The organism is Haloarcula onubensis, from assembly GCF_031624605.1.
Classification (GTDB): Archaea; Halobacteriota; Halobacteria; order Halobacteriales; family Haloarculaceae; genus Haloarcula; species Haloarcula onubensis.
In genome coordinates, this window is the sequence record NZ_JAMQOS010000008.1 from 55,814 (window position 1) to 71,275 (window position 15,462).

Here is a 15,462-nt window from a genome sequence, read left to right on the forward strand (position 1 = left end):
ATCACAGGGGTAGCGGAACTACGGAAGTATCAGAATTAGCGCATAGGTTGACCGAGTACGTTTCGGTGGTGTCTGTTGCCCCCGCGAGGGGGTGGCGGGGCGCATCACGTGCCCCCGATAGACGATGGCTTCGGACCAACGCAGCAAGAGACGAGCAGCGGATCACGCAGCAACTACCACTGACGGTGAGGCGCCGTGGGCGGACCTCGAGATGACGGTTCCGACCGACCGGGATCACGCATCGGTCGTCGCCCTCGTGGAGTGTGCTCTTGTCGAACTCACGCACGAGGCCGTGGGCGCCGTCTTCGTCTCCCGGCAGGTCGGGCGGTCGACGCGGACGCAGTACGTCGCCGCCGACGACGTCGGCGAGCAGTTCCAGAAGCGGCACTTCGACGACCGGCTGGGCTGGCACGAGACCACCGTCCCTCGACGAGCCGTTCGCGACAAGCTCATCACCCAGCTCACGCAGTCGTCCTCGACGTCGGCGGAGCGATCAGGTGAAGGAGCAACCAGCGAGCCAGATACCTTCGCTGTGAAGCCAGTTCGAGAGCTCCGAACGCCGTAGCAGCTAGGCTTAACCAACGTTCTCGGTCGATACCGACACGGTGTTGGTTAACGTTGGGGGTGGATCCACTCCCTTTCCCCCACCCTCCGCCCGACTCCTCGAGTTAGTGTATCCTGGCGGCCGGTGGGCTCGAACGGCCGTCGCGACGGGTTTTATCGGGCCACTGTTCGTCGAGTGCGAGTATGGTCGTCGTCGAGGAGGTCACCAAACTGAGCGAGCGCCGTACCCAAACCTCGTCCGAGGTATTTCCGGACGATGCGCTGGCGTCGATTCGGTCGGCCGTCGAGGCCGTCCCAGCAAGCGTCTTCGACGGCTCGACGAAGCACACAGAGGTCGGCGGCTTCGATGCCGCGATCGCCGACAAGCTCTCGCAGTACGAGTACGAAGGGGACGCCGCCGGCGGTTACAACCCGAACTGCAAGCTCTGGTCGCATCAGGGGTTTAACTACAGCGTCGACCTCTACGACGCCGACACCCGCATCGCCATCGAGGTCGAGAAGAGCGAGCGGAAGAACGTCAGCGACGACCTCCTCAAGTTCCAGAAGGGGTACCGCACCAAGAAGGACGGCCGGCCAAAGATCGAGTTCGGTTGTCTAGTGGTGCCGGTGAACTATCTCGGGCGGCATAACCTCTACCAGCACAGTCTGACCAAGCTCGATTTCATGAAGGGCGTCCTGTTCATCGACGACGTCGCCGTCATCGGCTATCGAGACCCGCGACCGGACTGATACTGTCGGCCCTGACTGTTTATCGGCGCCAGGAGGCGTGTAGCGCGCAATAGCGTGCGCTGCGTGACTCACCATGCCTGGTCCCGATCCGCACGACGACACGAGTCGCGACTACGAACGGTTCGAGAAGGAACAGCTCGCCCAGGACCGCGATGCCGCCAGCGTCGACACGGCAGACGTCGACGACAGGACGGCCCAGAACCTGATCAACGACCTCGTCGACGCGGACGTCGTCACTCCGGTTCCCGAAGACCAAGTTCTGGTTCACGAACCGAGCAGCGCCGCGTTCGACTCATCGACGCAGCTGGCCGTCTTCCACCGTGGCTGGACGGCTGGCCGTGACGCCGACTGGGAGGGCGAGTGATGCAGCAGACGATCACTGGCTGTGCGTTCTGTGAGGCCCCGCCTGGTACCGAGACTGGCGAGGCCCATACCTGGGGGCAGGACGAGCGGGTCACCCACCCGATCTGTGTCGACTGTGCGATTCAGACGCGGCCGGATCCCGACGAGCGCGATCACGTCGCCTGTGACGGCTGTGGGCTGGTCGTCGATACGCTCGCGGCACTCACGCGGTTCCGGGTAGAACTCGGGCATCTGGAAGGCCCGTTGCAGCTGTGCGCCCGCTGTAGTCCGGGTGGGCTCGCGACGTACTGGACGCGAGACCTCGAGGAGCATCTCGTCGCGGCGCCGGCGGAGTGACCCCAACACTCTTTACTGATTCGCTGTAAACTGTAATCAAGAAGGAATCGTGTCACGCACCTCAAACCGCGCCGACGGCGACATCGTCCAGGACTTCCTCTCGGTCGCGGACCTCCTCGAGGAGCCACAGCTCGCCCAGCTGTACGCGTACCTCACTCGGGAGGGGGAGGCGACCGTCCAGGACGTGATGGACGACCTCGAACTCGCCCAGGGGACGGCCTACAGCTACGTCAACCGGCTCGTCGATGCCGGCGTCGTCGACGTCACCGACGACGAGCAGCCACGCCGGTACGCCGCCCGGGAGATCGACCTGACTGTAACGACGGCCGCCGGCGACCGCGAGTACACGATTACACCGGCGCTGATCGACGCGGTCGGCCGCCGCGAGACGGACGCCGACATCGATACCTACATCGACCGCCACGGCGTCGCCGGCCTCGCGACCGCGCTCACCTACGCCGTCGCTCGGGAGCGTGGGGAAGTAACCCACCGGCTGATGGCCGAGGACCTCGACATCTCGCCGCTGGCGGCGGAGATGATTCTGCAGGCGCTCCGGCCCGTCGTCCACGAGCACTACGACATCGAGGAAGCTGGATCGGGTCTCGATGAGTTAGACATCGACGGCGACGCGGCTGACGACGCGTGAGCCGGCTCCACATCGCCGACACCGGCCTGTTCGTCGCGATGGGACAGCTCTCGAACAGCCGGTACCAGGCTGTTCGCCGATTCGCTCGCCGGAACGACGTCACCTTCGTCCTGCCCGAACGGGTGTACGAGGAGCTGACCGTCGACGATCCCGACGTCGAGGCGCCACCCATCGACACCGCGATCGACGAGGACTGGGCGACGGTTGCGTCACCGCTCGAGTTCTCCGAACCGGTTGTCTCGCGGATGATGGACGGCGTCCAGCGGTACATCGCGAACGCCGACGACCGGCCTGCCGACGAGGTCGAGCGGGCCGACGCCGCTCTCGCCGCCCTCGCTGCCCAGCATCTCAGTGCGGGGTCGGCGGCCGAGGTGTACATCTACACGACGGATATCGCCGCCGGCGAAGGGGCCGAAACCGTACTGGCAAGTGAGGGCTACGGTGACTCGGTGACGTACGTGAACGGGTTCCGGTTCATCGAGGACCTGGTCACCGGTGACAGCTGACGCTATTCGGGGTCGAGATCACGGGCGTCTACGTCGCCGGAGAGATACTGCTCTCCTGTTCGCGTGATATCGTAGACGCCGTTGCCGAGGTGGACGAGGAGTCCGTATTCGACAAGCGTCTTGCAGCGGGCATTGATGTGTTGACGGGAGAATCGGACCCGATCGCTGTCCGCCATCTCCTTCGGGGTATCGGGGCCGGCTTCAGAGAGATGCTCTAGTATGCGGTCATCAGCGCGAGACATCCAGTCGGCGTCAAAGCGCATAATCGCTTGTGGTTGCGCCGACGCTATCCCGAACGCGCTAAGTCAAGTACCAAAGCGCTGCGCTTCTGTAGTTGACTCATAACGTTTTACAAGCCTGCCACTCTTAGCCCCGAGCGTTCAGATGCACTCCCCTCCAATGGACAGTTCGGATGGGTCGAGTGACCTCCTCGTGGAGATTATCGAGACATTAGAGACGTGTGGACTCGAGGACGATTCCTACCAGCTCCACGATTACGTCGACCCCGATGCGCTCGAACAGTTGATCGCCTCTGCCGATGAGAACATCGCCGTCCAGTTTACTGTCGAAGGGATTCCACTCGAGGTCTCACCGGACGGTGTCAACGTCATCGTCGAGGACGAATCGCAGTCCGTCGGCGAATAACGACGTGCGGGTCCGAATAGGGATCGTTCCTGAAAGCCCTCGGCCGCTCGACGTCCCGCGACCACCGCTGCGCGCCTCGTCCCTGCGGTGCTTGCGGGGTCGGGGGACGGCCGAGGCGGCCCCGCCCTTTCTGAGTCCGCCAGGACAGTGGATGGCCCACCGAGCGACGTAGCCGGTTGAACGGGTGCGTACGTAACGGCCCGCCCCGCTCGCCGCTGCCGCCCTCCGCGTCGCTCGCGACCGACCATTCCGGGCATGCGGGCGCTCTCCGCACCGCCCGCGCCCGTTCCGGGCTAAAGTGCATGTGCCCTCGGCGCCAGCGGGTAAGCGCGAGGGGTTGCGCGGCGTAGCTGCTCACCCCCCACGCTTACTCCGCTGGCCGCTCGCTCCGGGCGGGTCGGCGCGCGGTGCTGGTTGGGACCACCTCATGCAGGCGCGCTCTCGCTCGCGCCCGGTAGGGCGCTCGCGAAGGCGCGAGCGAGAGCGCGCAGATGGTTCTGTCGGTCGTTGTCGTCGGAAAACCGCGATGTGGTAGCATCGCGGAGTCGGCGCGTGAGCGCCTTCGTCGGAAATCACCTTGTGAGTGATTCCAATGTCTAGTAACAACGCTAGCGGAAAGGTCGTTTCGGTCGATGAACAGGCATTCGAGAAAGCGGGCGGTCAGGCGGTCGATGAAGACGGCTTCCCGGTCGTCGACGAGACGCCGGAGTTCGAGGCGGCGGTCGAGCAGGAGACGCAGGCCAAGGTGGATGCGAACCACCCGGACGGGATCGCAGACACGAGCACCGAGCGGATTCACGGTGTCACCCTCGAACAGGAAGAGCGCATTCGGGCGCGGGAAGCCGAACTGGAGCGCATCAGTGCCCAGGCCGAGCTGGGAACGCAGGAGGGTCGCGAGCAGCGCACGCGGGAGGTCGTCAGCGAGCTGTGTGGCCGTGACGAGCCGGCGCCGGCGGAGCGCACGGATCCCCGAGAGAAGCTGACGCAAGAGGAACTCGCGGCGGTCAACAAGCAGGCGATGCGGATCAGCGACGAAGTGAAGGGCGGCTGGTCGAGAGCGGTCGTCGCGAAGCAACTGGCCGAGAAGGTGCAGCGCGGGCGGGACGTGACCAAGGCGGTGCTGGAGACGTTGGAGGAACTGAAGGCAGTTCCCGGTGCAATCGTGCCCGTCGCAGATGTGCCGGACGTGCCCGTCGGGGAAGTGACGGTCGAAGGAACAATCGAGACCCTCTGGGAGCCTTCCTCCTCAAGCATCCAGCAAGTCGGGCTGATAGCGGATGACAGTGGAAAAATCAAGTTCACCTGCTGGGAGAAATCGCAGCAGACAGTGGTGCAGGAAGGCGAAACGGTCCGGTTCCGGGCAGCAGCCAAGAACTGGTACGAAGGCCGGTGCTCAATCGCGCTGACCGGGTGGTCGCGTATCGAGTTCCCAGAACGCGGCCGTTGGTGGGAAGAATAGCGAGCGACGCAGTCTCTTTCTTTTTTGTGTGCCGGACCAGACCCAAGCCCCGCCGCCCCACCCTCCGCTCCGTGCTCGCTCCCAATGGTCGCTGCGCGCGCAGCCACGACCGTGAGGTAGGATGGGAAGGTGAGTTGACCTCTTCTGGGAGGTCAATGTGTAGCAGTGAGAGTTTGTCCGCGCCGCCGATGGGCGCAGCGCGATGTCCAACAGTTCATCCGAGACCCATGATTTCGATGCGTGGTTCACTGGCTTCTTCGACGGCGAGGGCTGTATCCGTATCTCAATTGCCGACCGAGAGCGGTACAGTACCGGCTTTGAACTTGCACCAATGCTCCGAATCACCCACGAACAGTTGACTGGAACTCTCGACGCAGAAGGCTGGATTGGCGTGAAAGTAGATCAGAATAGTGAGTATCGAGTCGACCATCGACTTCAGCCGCAGATCGAGGTCACCGAGACGTATCGTGACCACCTGATGGAGGCGCTTTGTGCGTACTGTGATGCTCGCGGCGTGAACTGTCATGTGTCCAGTCTCGAATCCAATGAGAACCGGAGCGATCAGTACATTTGGGGCGTGCAGGGTATCAGCAATACACGGACGCTCCTGACCCCGCTCCGCGATCAGTTCATCGTCAAGCGCGAACAGGTCGATCTCCTCCTCGACGAGATTCTGCCCCGGATGGACCAGGGCGTCCATCACGAGAAAGAAGGCTTTCTTGAGGTGATGTACTACGTCGACCGGTTCAACTCGTACAAAGGTGGCAGTCGAGGGAAATACACACTCGAGTATTTCGAGGAACTCTGGGGGATGGAGTACTCACCGAAGTAGTCAGATCGAGCTCGACTCAGTACTTGCTTCGGTGTACGCGCTCCCAAGACGAGGAAGGTGAGCGTGCAGCGTGAGGTTTGTCCTGCCCTCAAAAGGGTGGAGGGCGATACAATTCGTCCTCTCGGACCCAGTTATGAGTGATCAACAGACAACGACAAGCCGCGAACGGCTGCGAATGTATCTCGTGCAGGCACTGACTCGTACAGAATCAGACGATGTCCAGTGGCATCTCAAGGCTGCGTTGCGAGAATGGGAGAACTTGCCGCCGACACCGCTGCAAGAGTGTCCTATCTGTGGGAAAGTCGGACTACCGGAACGGATTCAGCAGCATAAATGCACTAATTGAGAGCAGATAATGAGATAGTTCGCACACCCTTCAGCGCAACCACCAAACGAAAGGTGAGTACAGATGAACGATAGAACAAACTAGGTCATAACATCCCAGATTCCCGTCAGAAGCGTCGTGACCGAGACAGAGGAAGGATATATAATATCAGCGGGAGACTAGAAAGGTATGTCCGGCTCAGAATTTCCGTCCTCGTGGAGCGACCCTCAATACGTCACAGCTATCGTCGGTGTGCTTGCTGTCGCCGCACTCTATGTCTATAGTGCCCTCACGCAGTCTGGCCCAACAACAGGTGAAATCACGTTCGTCTTACTGGTTGTCCTCCTCCCAACCACAGTAGCCTATGAAGTCGCTCGTCGCTGGTGAACCATCTCGTTCAGTTCGCACACCTACCTAACGGCTGGTTCAGAAGGAAGTGGGTGAAATAAAGGACTAGTCGTGCTGAATGTAGGCTCTACACTGAGCGATTCGGACAGCATGATTCTGACATCCCCTCCGTGCTGAATATGCGCTGTTTATACAGCACGGGCTTAGAAATACCCACCGGAACTGACAGCTTCTCCCACAATCCGTTCATAGATTTGTATAGTACCTGATCTACAGAATATCAAGGAAGAACATCCTTCGGAGCAGGCGGTGGTTCAAGAATTGAGGAAGCCCAATTCAAGTACGCTAAGAAATTGGTACCAAGGTCGGTGCAGTCTCGCGATCACGGGCTGGAGTCGGATCGAATTCCCAGAGCGCGGTCGGTGGTGGGAAGAATAGCCAGTCGAAGCAACCCTCTTTTTTGCTGTGTGCCAGACCGACCCAAGCCCCACCGCCCCACCCTCCGCTCCGTGCTCGCTTCGCTGCGCGCGCAGCCACGACCTTGTAGACGGACTAACAGAGGAGATCATAGACAGTCCCTCCAGAGGTCGAGATCAATCTATGCTTCCTGACGTGACTGGTACGTAGAGCGTGCTTATTTTTTCTTGTCCTCTTTTCGACGAGCGAAGTAGTCGTCCGCAATGCCGGGATAGAAGCCAAGATGATGTAATAGCAGGAAGAACCCGATTCCAACGACGAGAACTATCACGACTTGTAGAAGTACGTTAACAAGGAGTGAGATACCTCCCATCCCCGCCCGGGAATACGCGAAAATACCGGCAACGGCCGCCATTGCCAGAATCGAGGCGATCTCCCACTTCCCCAGTCCCATAAATCGCATATCTTAATACTTGTCTGTGAGAGGGAAATACTTTCCCTGTATGCAACATGGAGATTCTATCAAACGAATACTGTAGGCTGGTCTCAGCGATCAATTCCCCGACAATGCACAGGGTGTTTTATATCGTGGCCATCAAAATAATCACATGCCAACAACTGTGGACAACGAGGAAACCGACCGTTCACGCACAGAGTTGGCCGGGCTCGCAGCCTTGGGGCTTGCGTACGTGCTCGCCGGTCTGGGGTTGTTCTACGGACTTGCAATCGACTCAATGCAGGTGTTCACCGCTGCAGTAATCGCGATTTTAGTACTGCTGGCTGTTTCGATGGTCATCATTGTACGGAACGAACCACTTGTTTCCCGCGAGAACGTTGTGATTTCAGTCTGTGTATTCGTAGCGGTGGCCCTCTTCCTCGGATTGAGTACCTTCACTGCTCTTCCGTATACGGTGCTTGTCGGCGTCCTCATTCTCGTCGGCGTAATTATTCCTGGGCTGGTTCTTCAGTATGGGCCGTCAATTGTCAATTGAGATGGCTCACTCAATACCCTGTAACTACCAATTAGAGTGGTCGGTCGATGTTATGGGATGAAAACAGGCGATGGTGAGTTGAGGGAGGCTTATCGTACATAGCGCTCGTTTGATAGGGTCCAACTGTCCGCAGATGCTGCTGTTCGAACCGTTCTCTGTGGCTATACCTCGACGGCTACGCTGACTGCGTCTCTGCACGAGATTTCCGGTACAAATAGACGAGCAGCCCCGGTACTCCCAGGAACCCATACGTGACCCCGCGAAGTTGCGGCGAGGACAATCCTCGTTTCACCGAATCCCGGTACACATAGTACCCAACCGTCGGCCAGAAAATCAAAAGATACAGCCCCATACGAACGAGGAGGCCGTTGTATGCAGTGAGCCAATCTATTCTCACACCGTCGACTGTTGTCGCCGAGCAACACGCCAGATCAGGACCCCGAACCCGACAGCGACAGCGTAGCCGAGGATGATGAGCGGGCCACGTCCGTTCACGAGCACGTCGTAGAGCACGACGAATCCACCGAGCACACTCCCGACAATCAACCAGAGGAGCTGGCTGCCTTCGGTCTTCGCTTTTAACTCCAAACCAGTCGCGAGACGGATCCCAACCAGTAGGGCTGCCAGCACCGAGGCCGTGAGGAGAGGTAATCCCAGCGCGGTGAGTGCTGATGCCGCAAGCACATCTGTCGACGTGAGGATAAGCGACCAGCCAAACAGGCCGACGGCCAGCCAGACGACGCTCCGCCAGAGCTCCTCGTTGATGATTTCGCGCGTATCGGGTTTCATAACGGGAAAACTACGACTTGGGCACCAATAAATGTAGTCTGGTTGGGATTCAGACATCCCAGTCGAGGAGGAGCCAGGGCGACGCGCTCCTTTTTGCTGGTGTGTAGCGGTCACCGCCACCTCCCACCACCTCCACGGTCCGGGCTGCTCACGGCGCTGCGCGCCGTTGCGCGGCCGGGCTTTCGCCACCGCAGTCCATCGGAGTCAGCGCCGTCCCGTGTGGTGTGTATTTGCCCCGTGATGGGTGAGGGGCATTCCGAGAGCGCGATTCGCGTGCGTCCCCTCGTGTGTATTCATGGCAACCAGAGACATCTACGAAACGGGCTTCGACGAAGACGTCCGAACGGAATCGAGTGCGAACCAGTGTCCCGAGTGCGACGGTCGAGTCACCACGAACGCGGTCGAAACGGTCTGCGAGGACTGTGGCCTGGTCATCGACGAACAGCGTATCGATCACGGGCCGGAGTGGCGGGCGTACGACGACGAGGAGCGCGAGCGAACGGGCGCTCCACTCACTGCGGCCCGCCACGATCGCGGCCTGTCGACGGAGATCGGTCGCGGTACCGACGCGAAGGGGAACGAGATCTCTGGGCAGAAGCGACGGCGACTCGCGCGGATGCGTCGTGAGCAGACCCGTGGGCGCTGGCGGTCGAAAGCGGAACGGAATCTCGCACACGGGTTGGGCGAGGTGCGCCGTCTGGCCAGCGCGCTCGACCTCTCCGATTCGGTCCGTGACCAGGCGTGTCAGCTCTTCCGGAGCGCCCAGAACGAGGATCTGCTTCGTGGCAGATCCATCGAGGCCATCGCCGCGGCCAGCGTCTACGGGGCCTGCCGGTGCAACGGCCGGTCGCAGCTCCTCGACGACATTGTGGCGGTGGCGACGGTCGGGGAATCGCGGGTCACGAACGCGTACAAGACACTCAACAAGGAGCTGGGACTCCCAGCCAAACCCGTGAGGCCGACGATGTACATTCCGCGGCTGGCATCCGACCTCGACTGCTCGGAGCGGATCCGACGCCGGGCGCGAGTACTTGCCGAAGCAGCCGAGGAGGCGGGGGTGACGACCGGCGTCCACCCGGCCGGCTTCGCCGCAGCCTGTCTCTACACGGCCGGCCAAGAACAGGGGCGGTGGGTGACGCAGTGTGCTGTCGCCGAGTCCGGGAACGTCACGCCGACGACTGTCCGGGCGCATTACGAGACACTAAAAGAGCAGGTAGCCTGAGAACGCTCCTGCACGAACACAGACAAAAAGAGATAGTTTTCTCAGAAAATTATTTGTTCCTAGCCCGCATAGCACCCAGTATGACCGAGACGTGGGACGACGTCAACGAGCAGGTCAAGGCGGACTGGAAAGACGACACCACGCCGTTCGAGCGAGTGTACGAAATCGTCGAACAGACCCACGACGGGCAGTCGGCGGTCGAGATCGCCGACCGTGCCCTCGTGAGCGAACCGACGGCGCGTCGCCACTGTAAGACCCTCGTGAACACCGGGTTCGCCGAGACGGAACCGGACGGCCAAACAACGCTGTACAAGCGCAACAGCGACCGAATATTGATGTCCCGGATCCGCGAGCTCCGAGAGGAAGTCGATCGGCCGGAGTTACTCGACAGCATCCAGGAGATGAAGACCGATATCCGGCGCTACGAGGACCGCTACGACGTGGTGTCACCGGAGGAACTCGCCCAGCAACTCGACGCCGACGAGACAGCGGGCTGGGACGATCTCACCGCGTGGCGAACGACGCGGCAGAATCTCGCCGTTGCCCAAGCAGCACTCGCCTACGACGAGGCCAGCCACCAGCTCGCTGTATGAGCGATGACGACCGCGCCGGCGAGTTCGGACCAATCTATCTTCCGGCACTCCAGCGGATTCGTGACCTCTGGCTCGAACTCGAACCGCTTGTAGACGAAACAGCGTACGACGACGTCGTCGCCCCCACGGAACTGCAGATCAGTCTCAGCGACGGGCTTGGCAACGCCGAGAGCGCTCGACTCGATATCCAATGGAGCGAATTGGGGATGTACTCGTTCCATTACGTCGATAGCGACGACGTCAATTGGCGCTTCGATCGCCACCCGAATACACACTCTCCCGAGACCCACTTTCATCCCTCGCCCGAGGCTGCCACGACGGCAGCTGAACCGTCCTGTATCGACGTGACCGAGGTCTCACTCGTGACTCGTGCAGTCCATACAATGTGGCGAGCAGCGTACGAGGACGACAACATGGACCAGCTGAATAGCGCATCAAACCCGCCGTGAGACGGCATTAGCGCATGGAGCGGTCAGCCACGTCCATCATCTGCTCACGAGCGGCTTCGACATCCGAGTAGAGCGTCAACGCGTGCTTGATGAGGCGACGGTCTTCCAGATTCTCCTCCCACCGCGTGATCACCTCACGGCGCTCGTGGAGCTCCGCACTTGCAAGGTCACCGTCGGCGAGCGACTGTTCGAGCTCCTCCCACGTCTCGACGTCGTAGGTCGCCTGCCACTCCTCGATCTCCTCGGTGATCGCGGCCAATTCGCTGCGCAGCTCTTCGCGCGTGTTCTCCTCGATGAGCGTCCGGATCTCCTCGAAGAGCAGACGCGTGTAGTCCGGCTGGTAGCGCGTCGTCTCACCGGCCTCGACGCGACGCAGCTGGCCCTGGTCGACGAGATCCTGAAGTTCGTCGTTGGTCGTACTCCAGGCGGCGTCGGCCTGCTCGCTGATCCAGTTGACCGACCGCGGTTCGCGAAGCGTCTCGGTGACCGCTCGAATGCGGTCGCGGGCGCTCATCGACTCAGTCCACGACTGGACCCCATCTCGCGAGGATTCGGACATGCTTGGCACCTCTTGCGACAGTGTTGGCGCTGAACTCCCATATATGATTGTACTATCTCGCATAATCAAGAGTTTGTTACGAGCGAAGGCGTCCGGACGTTGAAATACGAAACCGACTGAAACTATGAGCCAACCGATGCACAACCGATATACTGACTTTGCCGAACTGCGGCCGACCGGCGAGGCGTCCCACATTCCGGACACGAGGCTGGACGACGGCTGTGAGGGTGCCCCCCGGCGGCAACGCGTCGCAACAAGCGCTGGTGGCTACCCTGATGCGCCGACGGCCGCCGATGGCGAGTGCCGGTCCTGTGGGGCGTCAGTCCCAGACGGCCAGACGAAATGCCGGTTCTGTCTCACCAACCATCTCGAGAGTGACGCCACCAGCTCGGTTGAGTCAGCGTCGACGACGTATCTCGGTATCATCCACCTGGTCGTCGAGTCGACCACGTTCTACGGCGCCGTCGCGAAGGGCGGCGCCGCGGCGAACCTCCTCTCCGCCAACGAGGCGGAGCCGGCCGTCGACGACTACACGCTCATCTACGATCTCGACGAGGCGCCAGCGCGCCAGCTGGCCGAGCAATGGCCCTCACTTCCCGACGCGATTCAGGTATCGTCAGGAGAGGGAGAGCGGCTTCTCAGTGCCGCCCGTGACCGGACAGGGTGGCACAGGCAGGAAGCGTCGGAGCGTCAGGAGCAGGCCCCGACGCGGCTCTACGACCAGCGTGGGGACGGCATCCGCGACGCGTCGCGTCTCGACGCGGTCCTCGACGACGCCGTCGACGCGGTGTGGCTGGTTCCAGCGATGGCGCTGACCGAATCCGCCGGCGAAGCTGGGGCTGATCGGCAAGAGTCGTCGGTACCGACGACGCAGGAACTCGACTGTCAAACCTGTGGACGGGCGACCGACCATCGGTTCAAGACCCACGAGTCGGTCCCGGATGAGGCGTGGACGGGACAACCGATCTGGGAGTGTCGGGTGTGTGGCGCGGCTCGCTACGGACCCAGTCTCGAGTAGCGCCAGTGCTGGGCGTTGATTAACCAACACCCTGCGAGTAGCGTCGAGGGTCGTTGGTTAAGGCAGCGAGCTCCTGCAAGCCCGACGCCAGTCTCGATGGGGTGTCTTTCCGCGCCGGCGAGCGGTGAGGCGCTTCCGATGGAGCAAGAGTTCAAACAGGGCTACCGGATGCATCGTATACTCAGCAATCTCAACCGACTCGACGTCGACCGATTAGACGACGCGGATCGAGAACGAGTCGAGACCGCGAGAGACCTCCTGGAAGAGGTAAGCCTTCTCACGCGGCCGAGCGACGGAGCCGGGGCGGACGCCCACGCAGATTCCTGACTGGAGTCCCCGGCCACGACCAGGGAGGCACCTCTCGCGTCGGTTTATCGCCCCCGACAGGGGTGCGGGGGCGACCCCGTGAACTCCAGACATGGCGACACTGCAAGCTGCGACGACGTCGACCGGCGCGATCGTATCGGATCCGCAGGTAGTCCGCGAGCTCTGTGAGAGCTACTGCTTCGGGACGCTCGACTGGGAGGTGACCGAAGACGGAGAACTCACCATTTGGGGATACGACGGTTTCGAGGTGTACGAGGCGCGGGAGAACGGCCTCCCAGACTACAAGGGCGGCATCGTGACCCACGAATTCCTGCAAGAACTCGCCAACCACCTCGAAGCCGACGAAGAGTTCAATATCCAGACAGCGGGGTTCACCAAGTGCCGCTTCCCCGTGCTGGCCAGGCGGTACGTCGTTCGCGACGGCGAAGTCCTCCACGCGGACCTCAGTTCCCCCGACCCGATCGACGAGTAGCGTTGTTCGTCCCCCGGGAGGGGTGCGGGGCGATCCAGTCGCGGTCGCCCTGCGAGGTGATTGCTTGATGGGACATCGCGCACTCGTTGCGTACGAACGCACGGACGGACAGTATACACACCACTACAGCCATTGGGGTGCAGCGAACCTGAAGCTCAAGCACCGAATCTCGGCTAAGTCGCCGTTCGGTGGCGACGACACCGACTCCAAGTGGGCGAAACAGCTCCTCGCAGAGCTTGCCGATGGCCTCGAGGCAGATGCGGTCGACGGCTACCTCGTTGACGAGGACCGACCGTCGACGGTCGTCGAGCCGAAACCCCGCGCCACCGCGCTCACCCTCGACGAGATCGTCGCTGACCATCTCGACTACCTCCACCACGAGGCGTTCTTCGTGGTGTCGACGACGTTCGAGGTGACCGCCTACCGGACGCTGTGGTTCGGCCTGCAGTACGACTCGGAGACAGTCGAACAGGGAGAGACAGTCGGGAACGGCGCGCTCGCGACGGTGCGCTGGTACGACGGCGAGCCGGTCGGCGACGGCCACCTGCAGGGCCAGTTCGCGGCCCTCAAAGACGTCGTCGGCGATATGCTCGACAAGGGCGTCTTCACGCCGTCAACGGCGATACAGTATCTGAAACGGAAGCTCGCTGAGCGGGTCGGAGACCGACAGGAGCTGCTCATTCCGACCGGAGAATCACCCTTCGAGACAGCGAGTCTCGGCAAGCCGTAACACCAATCCCTTAGTGGATATCGGGGGACGTCTAAGTATGTCAAATCAGTCTGAAGATGACGTTCGTGTTTGGCTTGTCGAACGGACGTACTCCGATGACGAGCAGAACCTGATCATCCTCACCTACGCAACACCCGATGGCGAACAGTACTATCGGAAGGAGCGGGCGCTAACCTCATTTACCGATGTCCGAGATACGACGGCAGCAGTCGATGCTGAACTCGACAATCTTGGCATGGTCGATGAGCCAGACCTCCAGGAACAATACGCGGCCGAAGCGCAGCGAATGCAGGAGGTCCACGACCCGGACGACGTGATCTGATACCCGCCAGTAGACATCACCCCGGACCATGGGTTATGTCGTAGGAGGCCGTACACAGGATATGCGCGAACTCATCTTCGCACTCGAATACGAGCCGGGCTGTAACCGGGTGGCTGACGCTCTCGCCGACCACTCCGACGCCCGCGTCCGCTCGCTCTCGCTGCACGCCACTGCCGAGCGTCTCTGGCGGGTCGACCATGCCACCGGTACGCCTGAGGCGCTCAACGCCATCGAGGACGCCTTTCTCAACGGCGACTACTACGCTGACTGTCTCGCCACCGAGGACTGCAACGCCACACAGACCACCCGCGTCCTCGACCGCACGGACGACGCGCTCATCCTCTACTCAGATTGGGAGCGCACTCCGACCTGCGCCTCAGTCCCCCACATCGCTCGCGACCATCTCGGCGACGGCGTGCTGTTCGAGACTCGTCACGAGGGCCGCCACTACACGTGGCGACTCATCCACTCCGGTGAGGGCGACGTGGCGGCGTTCTTCGACGCTCTCAAAGTCGCCGTCGGGGAGTGCGCCCAGATGGAGATGCTCCGCACAGCGGACACAACATCAGCTAGGGGAAGCGACGGGACACCGAGTGGATTGCCTCCAGCCCAAGAGGCTGCTCTCCAGGCCGCCGTCGAACACGGCTACTACGAATCACCCCGCGAGGTCGATGTTGGAGAACTCGCAGAGCATCTCGACGTGCCACGGTCAACACTCACCTACCGACTCCGGCGGACGGAAGAACATTTAGCGAAGCAACATGTCGCCGGCGAGCGGGTAGCTGAAGAACGGCTGGCATCGCACTGAAGGCCGCAGTT

Annotated in this window: 23 protein-coding genes and 1 pseudogene; 20 read left to right on the forward strand and 4 right to left on the reverse strand. The window is 61.5% G+C overall.

Going from position 1 to position 15,462, the window contains the following annotated elements; genetic code table 11:
* Positions 1-124 precede the first annotated feature (124 nt).
* The 6 genes from NDI86_RS19740 to NDI86_RS19765 all read left to right on the forward strand — a co-directional run bounded on the left by NDI86_RS19740 (position 125) and on the right by NDI86_RS19765 (position 3,144).
* Positions 125-565, forward strand: coding sequence for a DUF8030 family protein (locus NDI86_RS19740; protein WP_417936297.1), 441 nt, complete (start codon positions 125-127; stop codon positions 563-565).
* Positions 566-747: 182 nt separating this feature from the next.
* A complete protein-coding gene (locus NDI86_RS19745; protein WP_121538085.1) occupies positions 748-1,293 on the forward strand; it encodes a hypothetical protein in 546 nt (181 codons plus the stop codon).
* A 73-nt stretch (positions 1,294-1,366) separates the two neighbouring features.
* Positions 1,367-1,657, forward strand: coding sequence for a DUF8069 family protein (locus NDI86_RS19750; protein ID WP_310902038.1), 291 nt, complete (start codon positions 1,367-1,369; stop codon positions 1,655-1,657).
* On the forward strand, positions 1,657-1,992 hold the full coding sequence (locus NDI86_RS19755) for a DUF7558 family protein (RefSeq protein WP_310902039.1): 336 nt from the start codon (positions 1,657-1,659) through the stop codon (positions 1,990-1,992). The genes NDI86_RS19750 and NDI86_RS19755 overlap by 1 nt, the downstream gene beginning before the upstream one ends.
* Positions 1,993-2,041: 49 nt before the next feature.
* Complete coding sequence (locus NDI86_RS19760; RefSeq protein ID WP_310902040.1) at positions 2,042-2,638, forward strand: DUF7437 domain-containing protein; 597 nt, start codon at positions 2,042-2,044, stop codon at positions 2,636-2,638.
* Complete coding sequence (locus tag NDI86_RS19765; protein WP_310902041.1) at positions 2,635-3,144, forward strand: PIN domain-containing protein; 510 nt, start codon at positions 2,635-2,637, stop codon at positions 3,142-3,144. The genes NDI86_RS19760 and NDI86_RS19765 overlap by 4 nt, the downstream gene beginning before the upstream one ends.
* A 2-nt stretch (positions 3,145-3,146) precedes the next feature.
* Here NDI86_RS19765 and NDI86_RS19770 read toward each other — a convergent pair whose 3' ends face one another.
* On the reverse strand, positions 3,147-3,407 hold the full coding sequence (locus NDI86_RS19770; protein ID WP_310902042.1) for a MarR family transcriptional regulator: 261 nt from the start codon (positions 3,405-3,407) through the stop codon (positions 3,147-3,149).
* A 121-nt stretch (positions 3,408-3,528) separates the two neighbouring features.
* Here NDI86_RS19770 and NDI86_RS19775 point away from each other — a divergent pair, with 121 nt between their 5' ends.
* The 4 genes and pseudogenes from NDI86_RS19775 to NDI86_RS22185 all read left to right on the forward strand — a co-directional run.
* Positions 3,529-3,789 (forward strand): HalOD1 output domain-containing protein, encoded by a 261-nt coding sequence (locus NDI86_RS19775; protein ID WP_417936298.1) that lies wholly within the window; start codon positions 3,529-3,531, stop codon positions 3,787-3,789.
* A 592-nt stretch (positions 3,790-4,381) separates the two neighbouring features.
* Positions 4,382-5,248, forward strand: coding sequence for a DNA-binding protein (locus tag NDI86_RS19780; RefSeq protein WP_310902044.1), 867 nt, complete (start codon positions 4,382-4,384; stop codon positions 5,246-5,248).
* Between the two features lie 202 nt (positions 5,249-5,450).
* Positions 5,451-6,080 (forward strand): hypothetical protein, encoded by a 630-nt coding sequence (locus NDI86_RS19785; RefSeq protein ID WP_142980796.1) that lies wholly within the window; start codon positions 5,451-5,453, stop codon positions 6,078-6,080.
* 1,021 nt (positions 6,081-7,101) lie between these two features.
* Positions 7,102-7,191: pseudogene (locus NDI86_RS22185) on the forward strand (DNA-binding protein); the annotation flags it as partial.
* A 196-nt stretch (positions 7,192-7,387) separates the two neighbouring features.
* Here NDI86_RS22185 and NDI86_RS19790 read toward each other — a convergent pair.
* Entirely contained in the window at positions 7,388-7,633 is a 246-nt protein-coding gene (locus NDI86_RS19790) for a hypothetical protein (protein WP_142980793.1), read from the reverse strand.
* 145 nt (positions 7,634-7,778) lie between these two features.
* Between NDI86_RS19790 and NDI86_RS19795 the strand changes: the two genes are divergently transcribed.
* Complete coding sequence (locus tag NDI86_RS19795; RefSeq protein ID WP_142980792.1) at positions 7,779-8,162, forward strand: DUF7987 family protein; 384 nt, start codon at positions 7,779-7,781, stop codon at positions 8,160-8,162.
* A gap of 393 nt (positions 8,163-8,555) precedes the next feature.
* On the opposite strand, the gene NDI86_RS19800 is transcribed toward NDI86_RS19795, so the two are convergent.
* Entirely contained in the window at positions 8,556-8,951 is a 396-nt protein-coding gene (locus tag NDI86_RS19800; RefSeq protein WP_310902045.1) for a hypothetical protein, read from the reverse strand.
* 295 nt (positions 8,952-9,246) lie between these two features.
* Between NDI86_RS19800 and NDI86_RS19805 the strand changes: the two genes are divergently transcribed.
* From NDI86_RS19805 to NDI86_RS19815, 3 genes are all read left to right on the forward strand, one after another.
* A complete protein-coding gene (locus NDI86_RS19805; protein WP_220619784.1) occupies positions 9,247-10,173 on the forward strand; it encodes a transcription initiation factor IIB in 927 nt (308 codons plus the stop codon).
* Between the two features lie 80 nt (positions 10,174-10,253).
* Positions 10,254-10,766 carry a winged helix-turn-helix domain-containing protein gene (locus NDI86_RS19810; protein ID WP_142980788.1) on the forward strand — a complete coding sequence of 171 codons (513 nt, stop codon included), beginning with the start codon at positions 10,254-10,256 and terminating at the stop codon, positions 10,764-10,766.
* The gene (locus NDI86_RS19815; RefSeq protein ID WP_142980787.1) at positions 10,763-11,215 is read left to right on the forward strand and encodes a toxin-antitoxin system TumE family protein; all 453 of its coding nucleotides are present in this window, start codon (positions 10,763-10,765) and stop codon (positions 11,213-11,215) included. Before NDI86_RS19810 ends, NDI86_RS19815 begins: the two co-directional genes overlap by 4 nt.
* 7 nt (positions 11,216-11,222) lie before the next feature.
* Here the strand turns inward: NDI86_RS19815 and NDI86_RS19820 are convergent, their stop codons facing one another.
* Positions 11,223-11,774, reverse strand: coding sequence for a DUF7342 family protein (locus NDI86_RS19820; RefSeq protein ID WP_142980786.1), 552 nt, complete (start codon positions 11,772-11,774; stop codon positions 11,223-11,225).
* 136 nt (positions 11,775-11,910) lie between these two features.
* On the opposite strand from NDI86_RS19820, the gene NDI86_RS19825 reads away from it, so the two are divergent.
* The 6 genes from NDI86_RS19825 (at position 11,911) to NDI86_RS19850 (ending at position 15,451) form a co-directional block, all read left to right on the forward strand.
* Positions 11,911-12,792 (forward strand): biosurfactant protein 1, encoded by an 882-nt coding sequence (locus tag NDI86_RS19825; protein WP_220619922.1) that lies wholly within the window; start codon positions 11,911-11,913, stop codon positions 12,790-12,792.
* Between the two features lie 138 nt (positions 12,793-12,930).
* On the forward strand, positions 12,931-13,119 hold the full coding sequence (locus NDI86_RS19830) for a DUF8012 family protein (RefSeq protein WP_006183366.1): 189 nt from the start codon (positions 12,931-12,933) through the stop codon (positions 13,117-13,119).
* A gap of 91 nt (positions 13,120-13,210) precedes the next feature.
* Positions 13,211-13,591 (forward strand): hypothetical protein, encoded by a 381-nt coding sequence (locus NDI86_RS19835; RefSeq protein ID WP_310902046.1) that lies wholly within the window; start codon positions 13,211-13,213, stop codon positions 13,589-13,591.
* A 67-nt stretch (positions 13,592-13,658) separates the two neighbouring features.
* Positions 13,659-14,321 (forward strand): DUF6735 family protein, encoded by a 663-nt coding sequence (locus NDI86_RS19840; protein WP_310902047.1) that lies wholly within the window; start codon positions 13,659-13,661, stop codon positions 14,319-14,321.
* Positions 14,322-14,358: 37 nt separating this feature from the next.
* Entirely contained in the window at positions 14,359-14,643 is a 285-nt protein-coding gene (locus NDI86_RS19845) for a DUF7967 family protein (protein ID WP_115803949.1), read from the forward strand.
* 61 nt (positions 14,644-14,704) lie between these two features.
* Positions 14,705-15,451, forward strand: coding sequence for a helix-turn-helix domain-containing protein (locus NDI86_RS19850; RefSeq protein WP_310902048.1), 747 nt, complete (start codon positions 14,705-14,707; stop codon positions 15,449-15,451).
* The last annotated feature ends 11 nt before the right edge of the window (positions 15,452-15,462 follow it).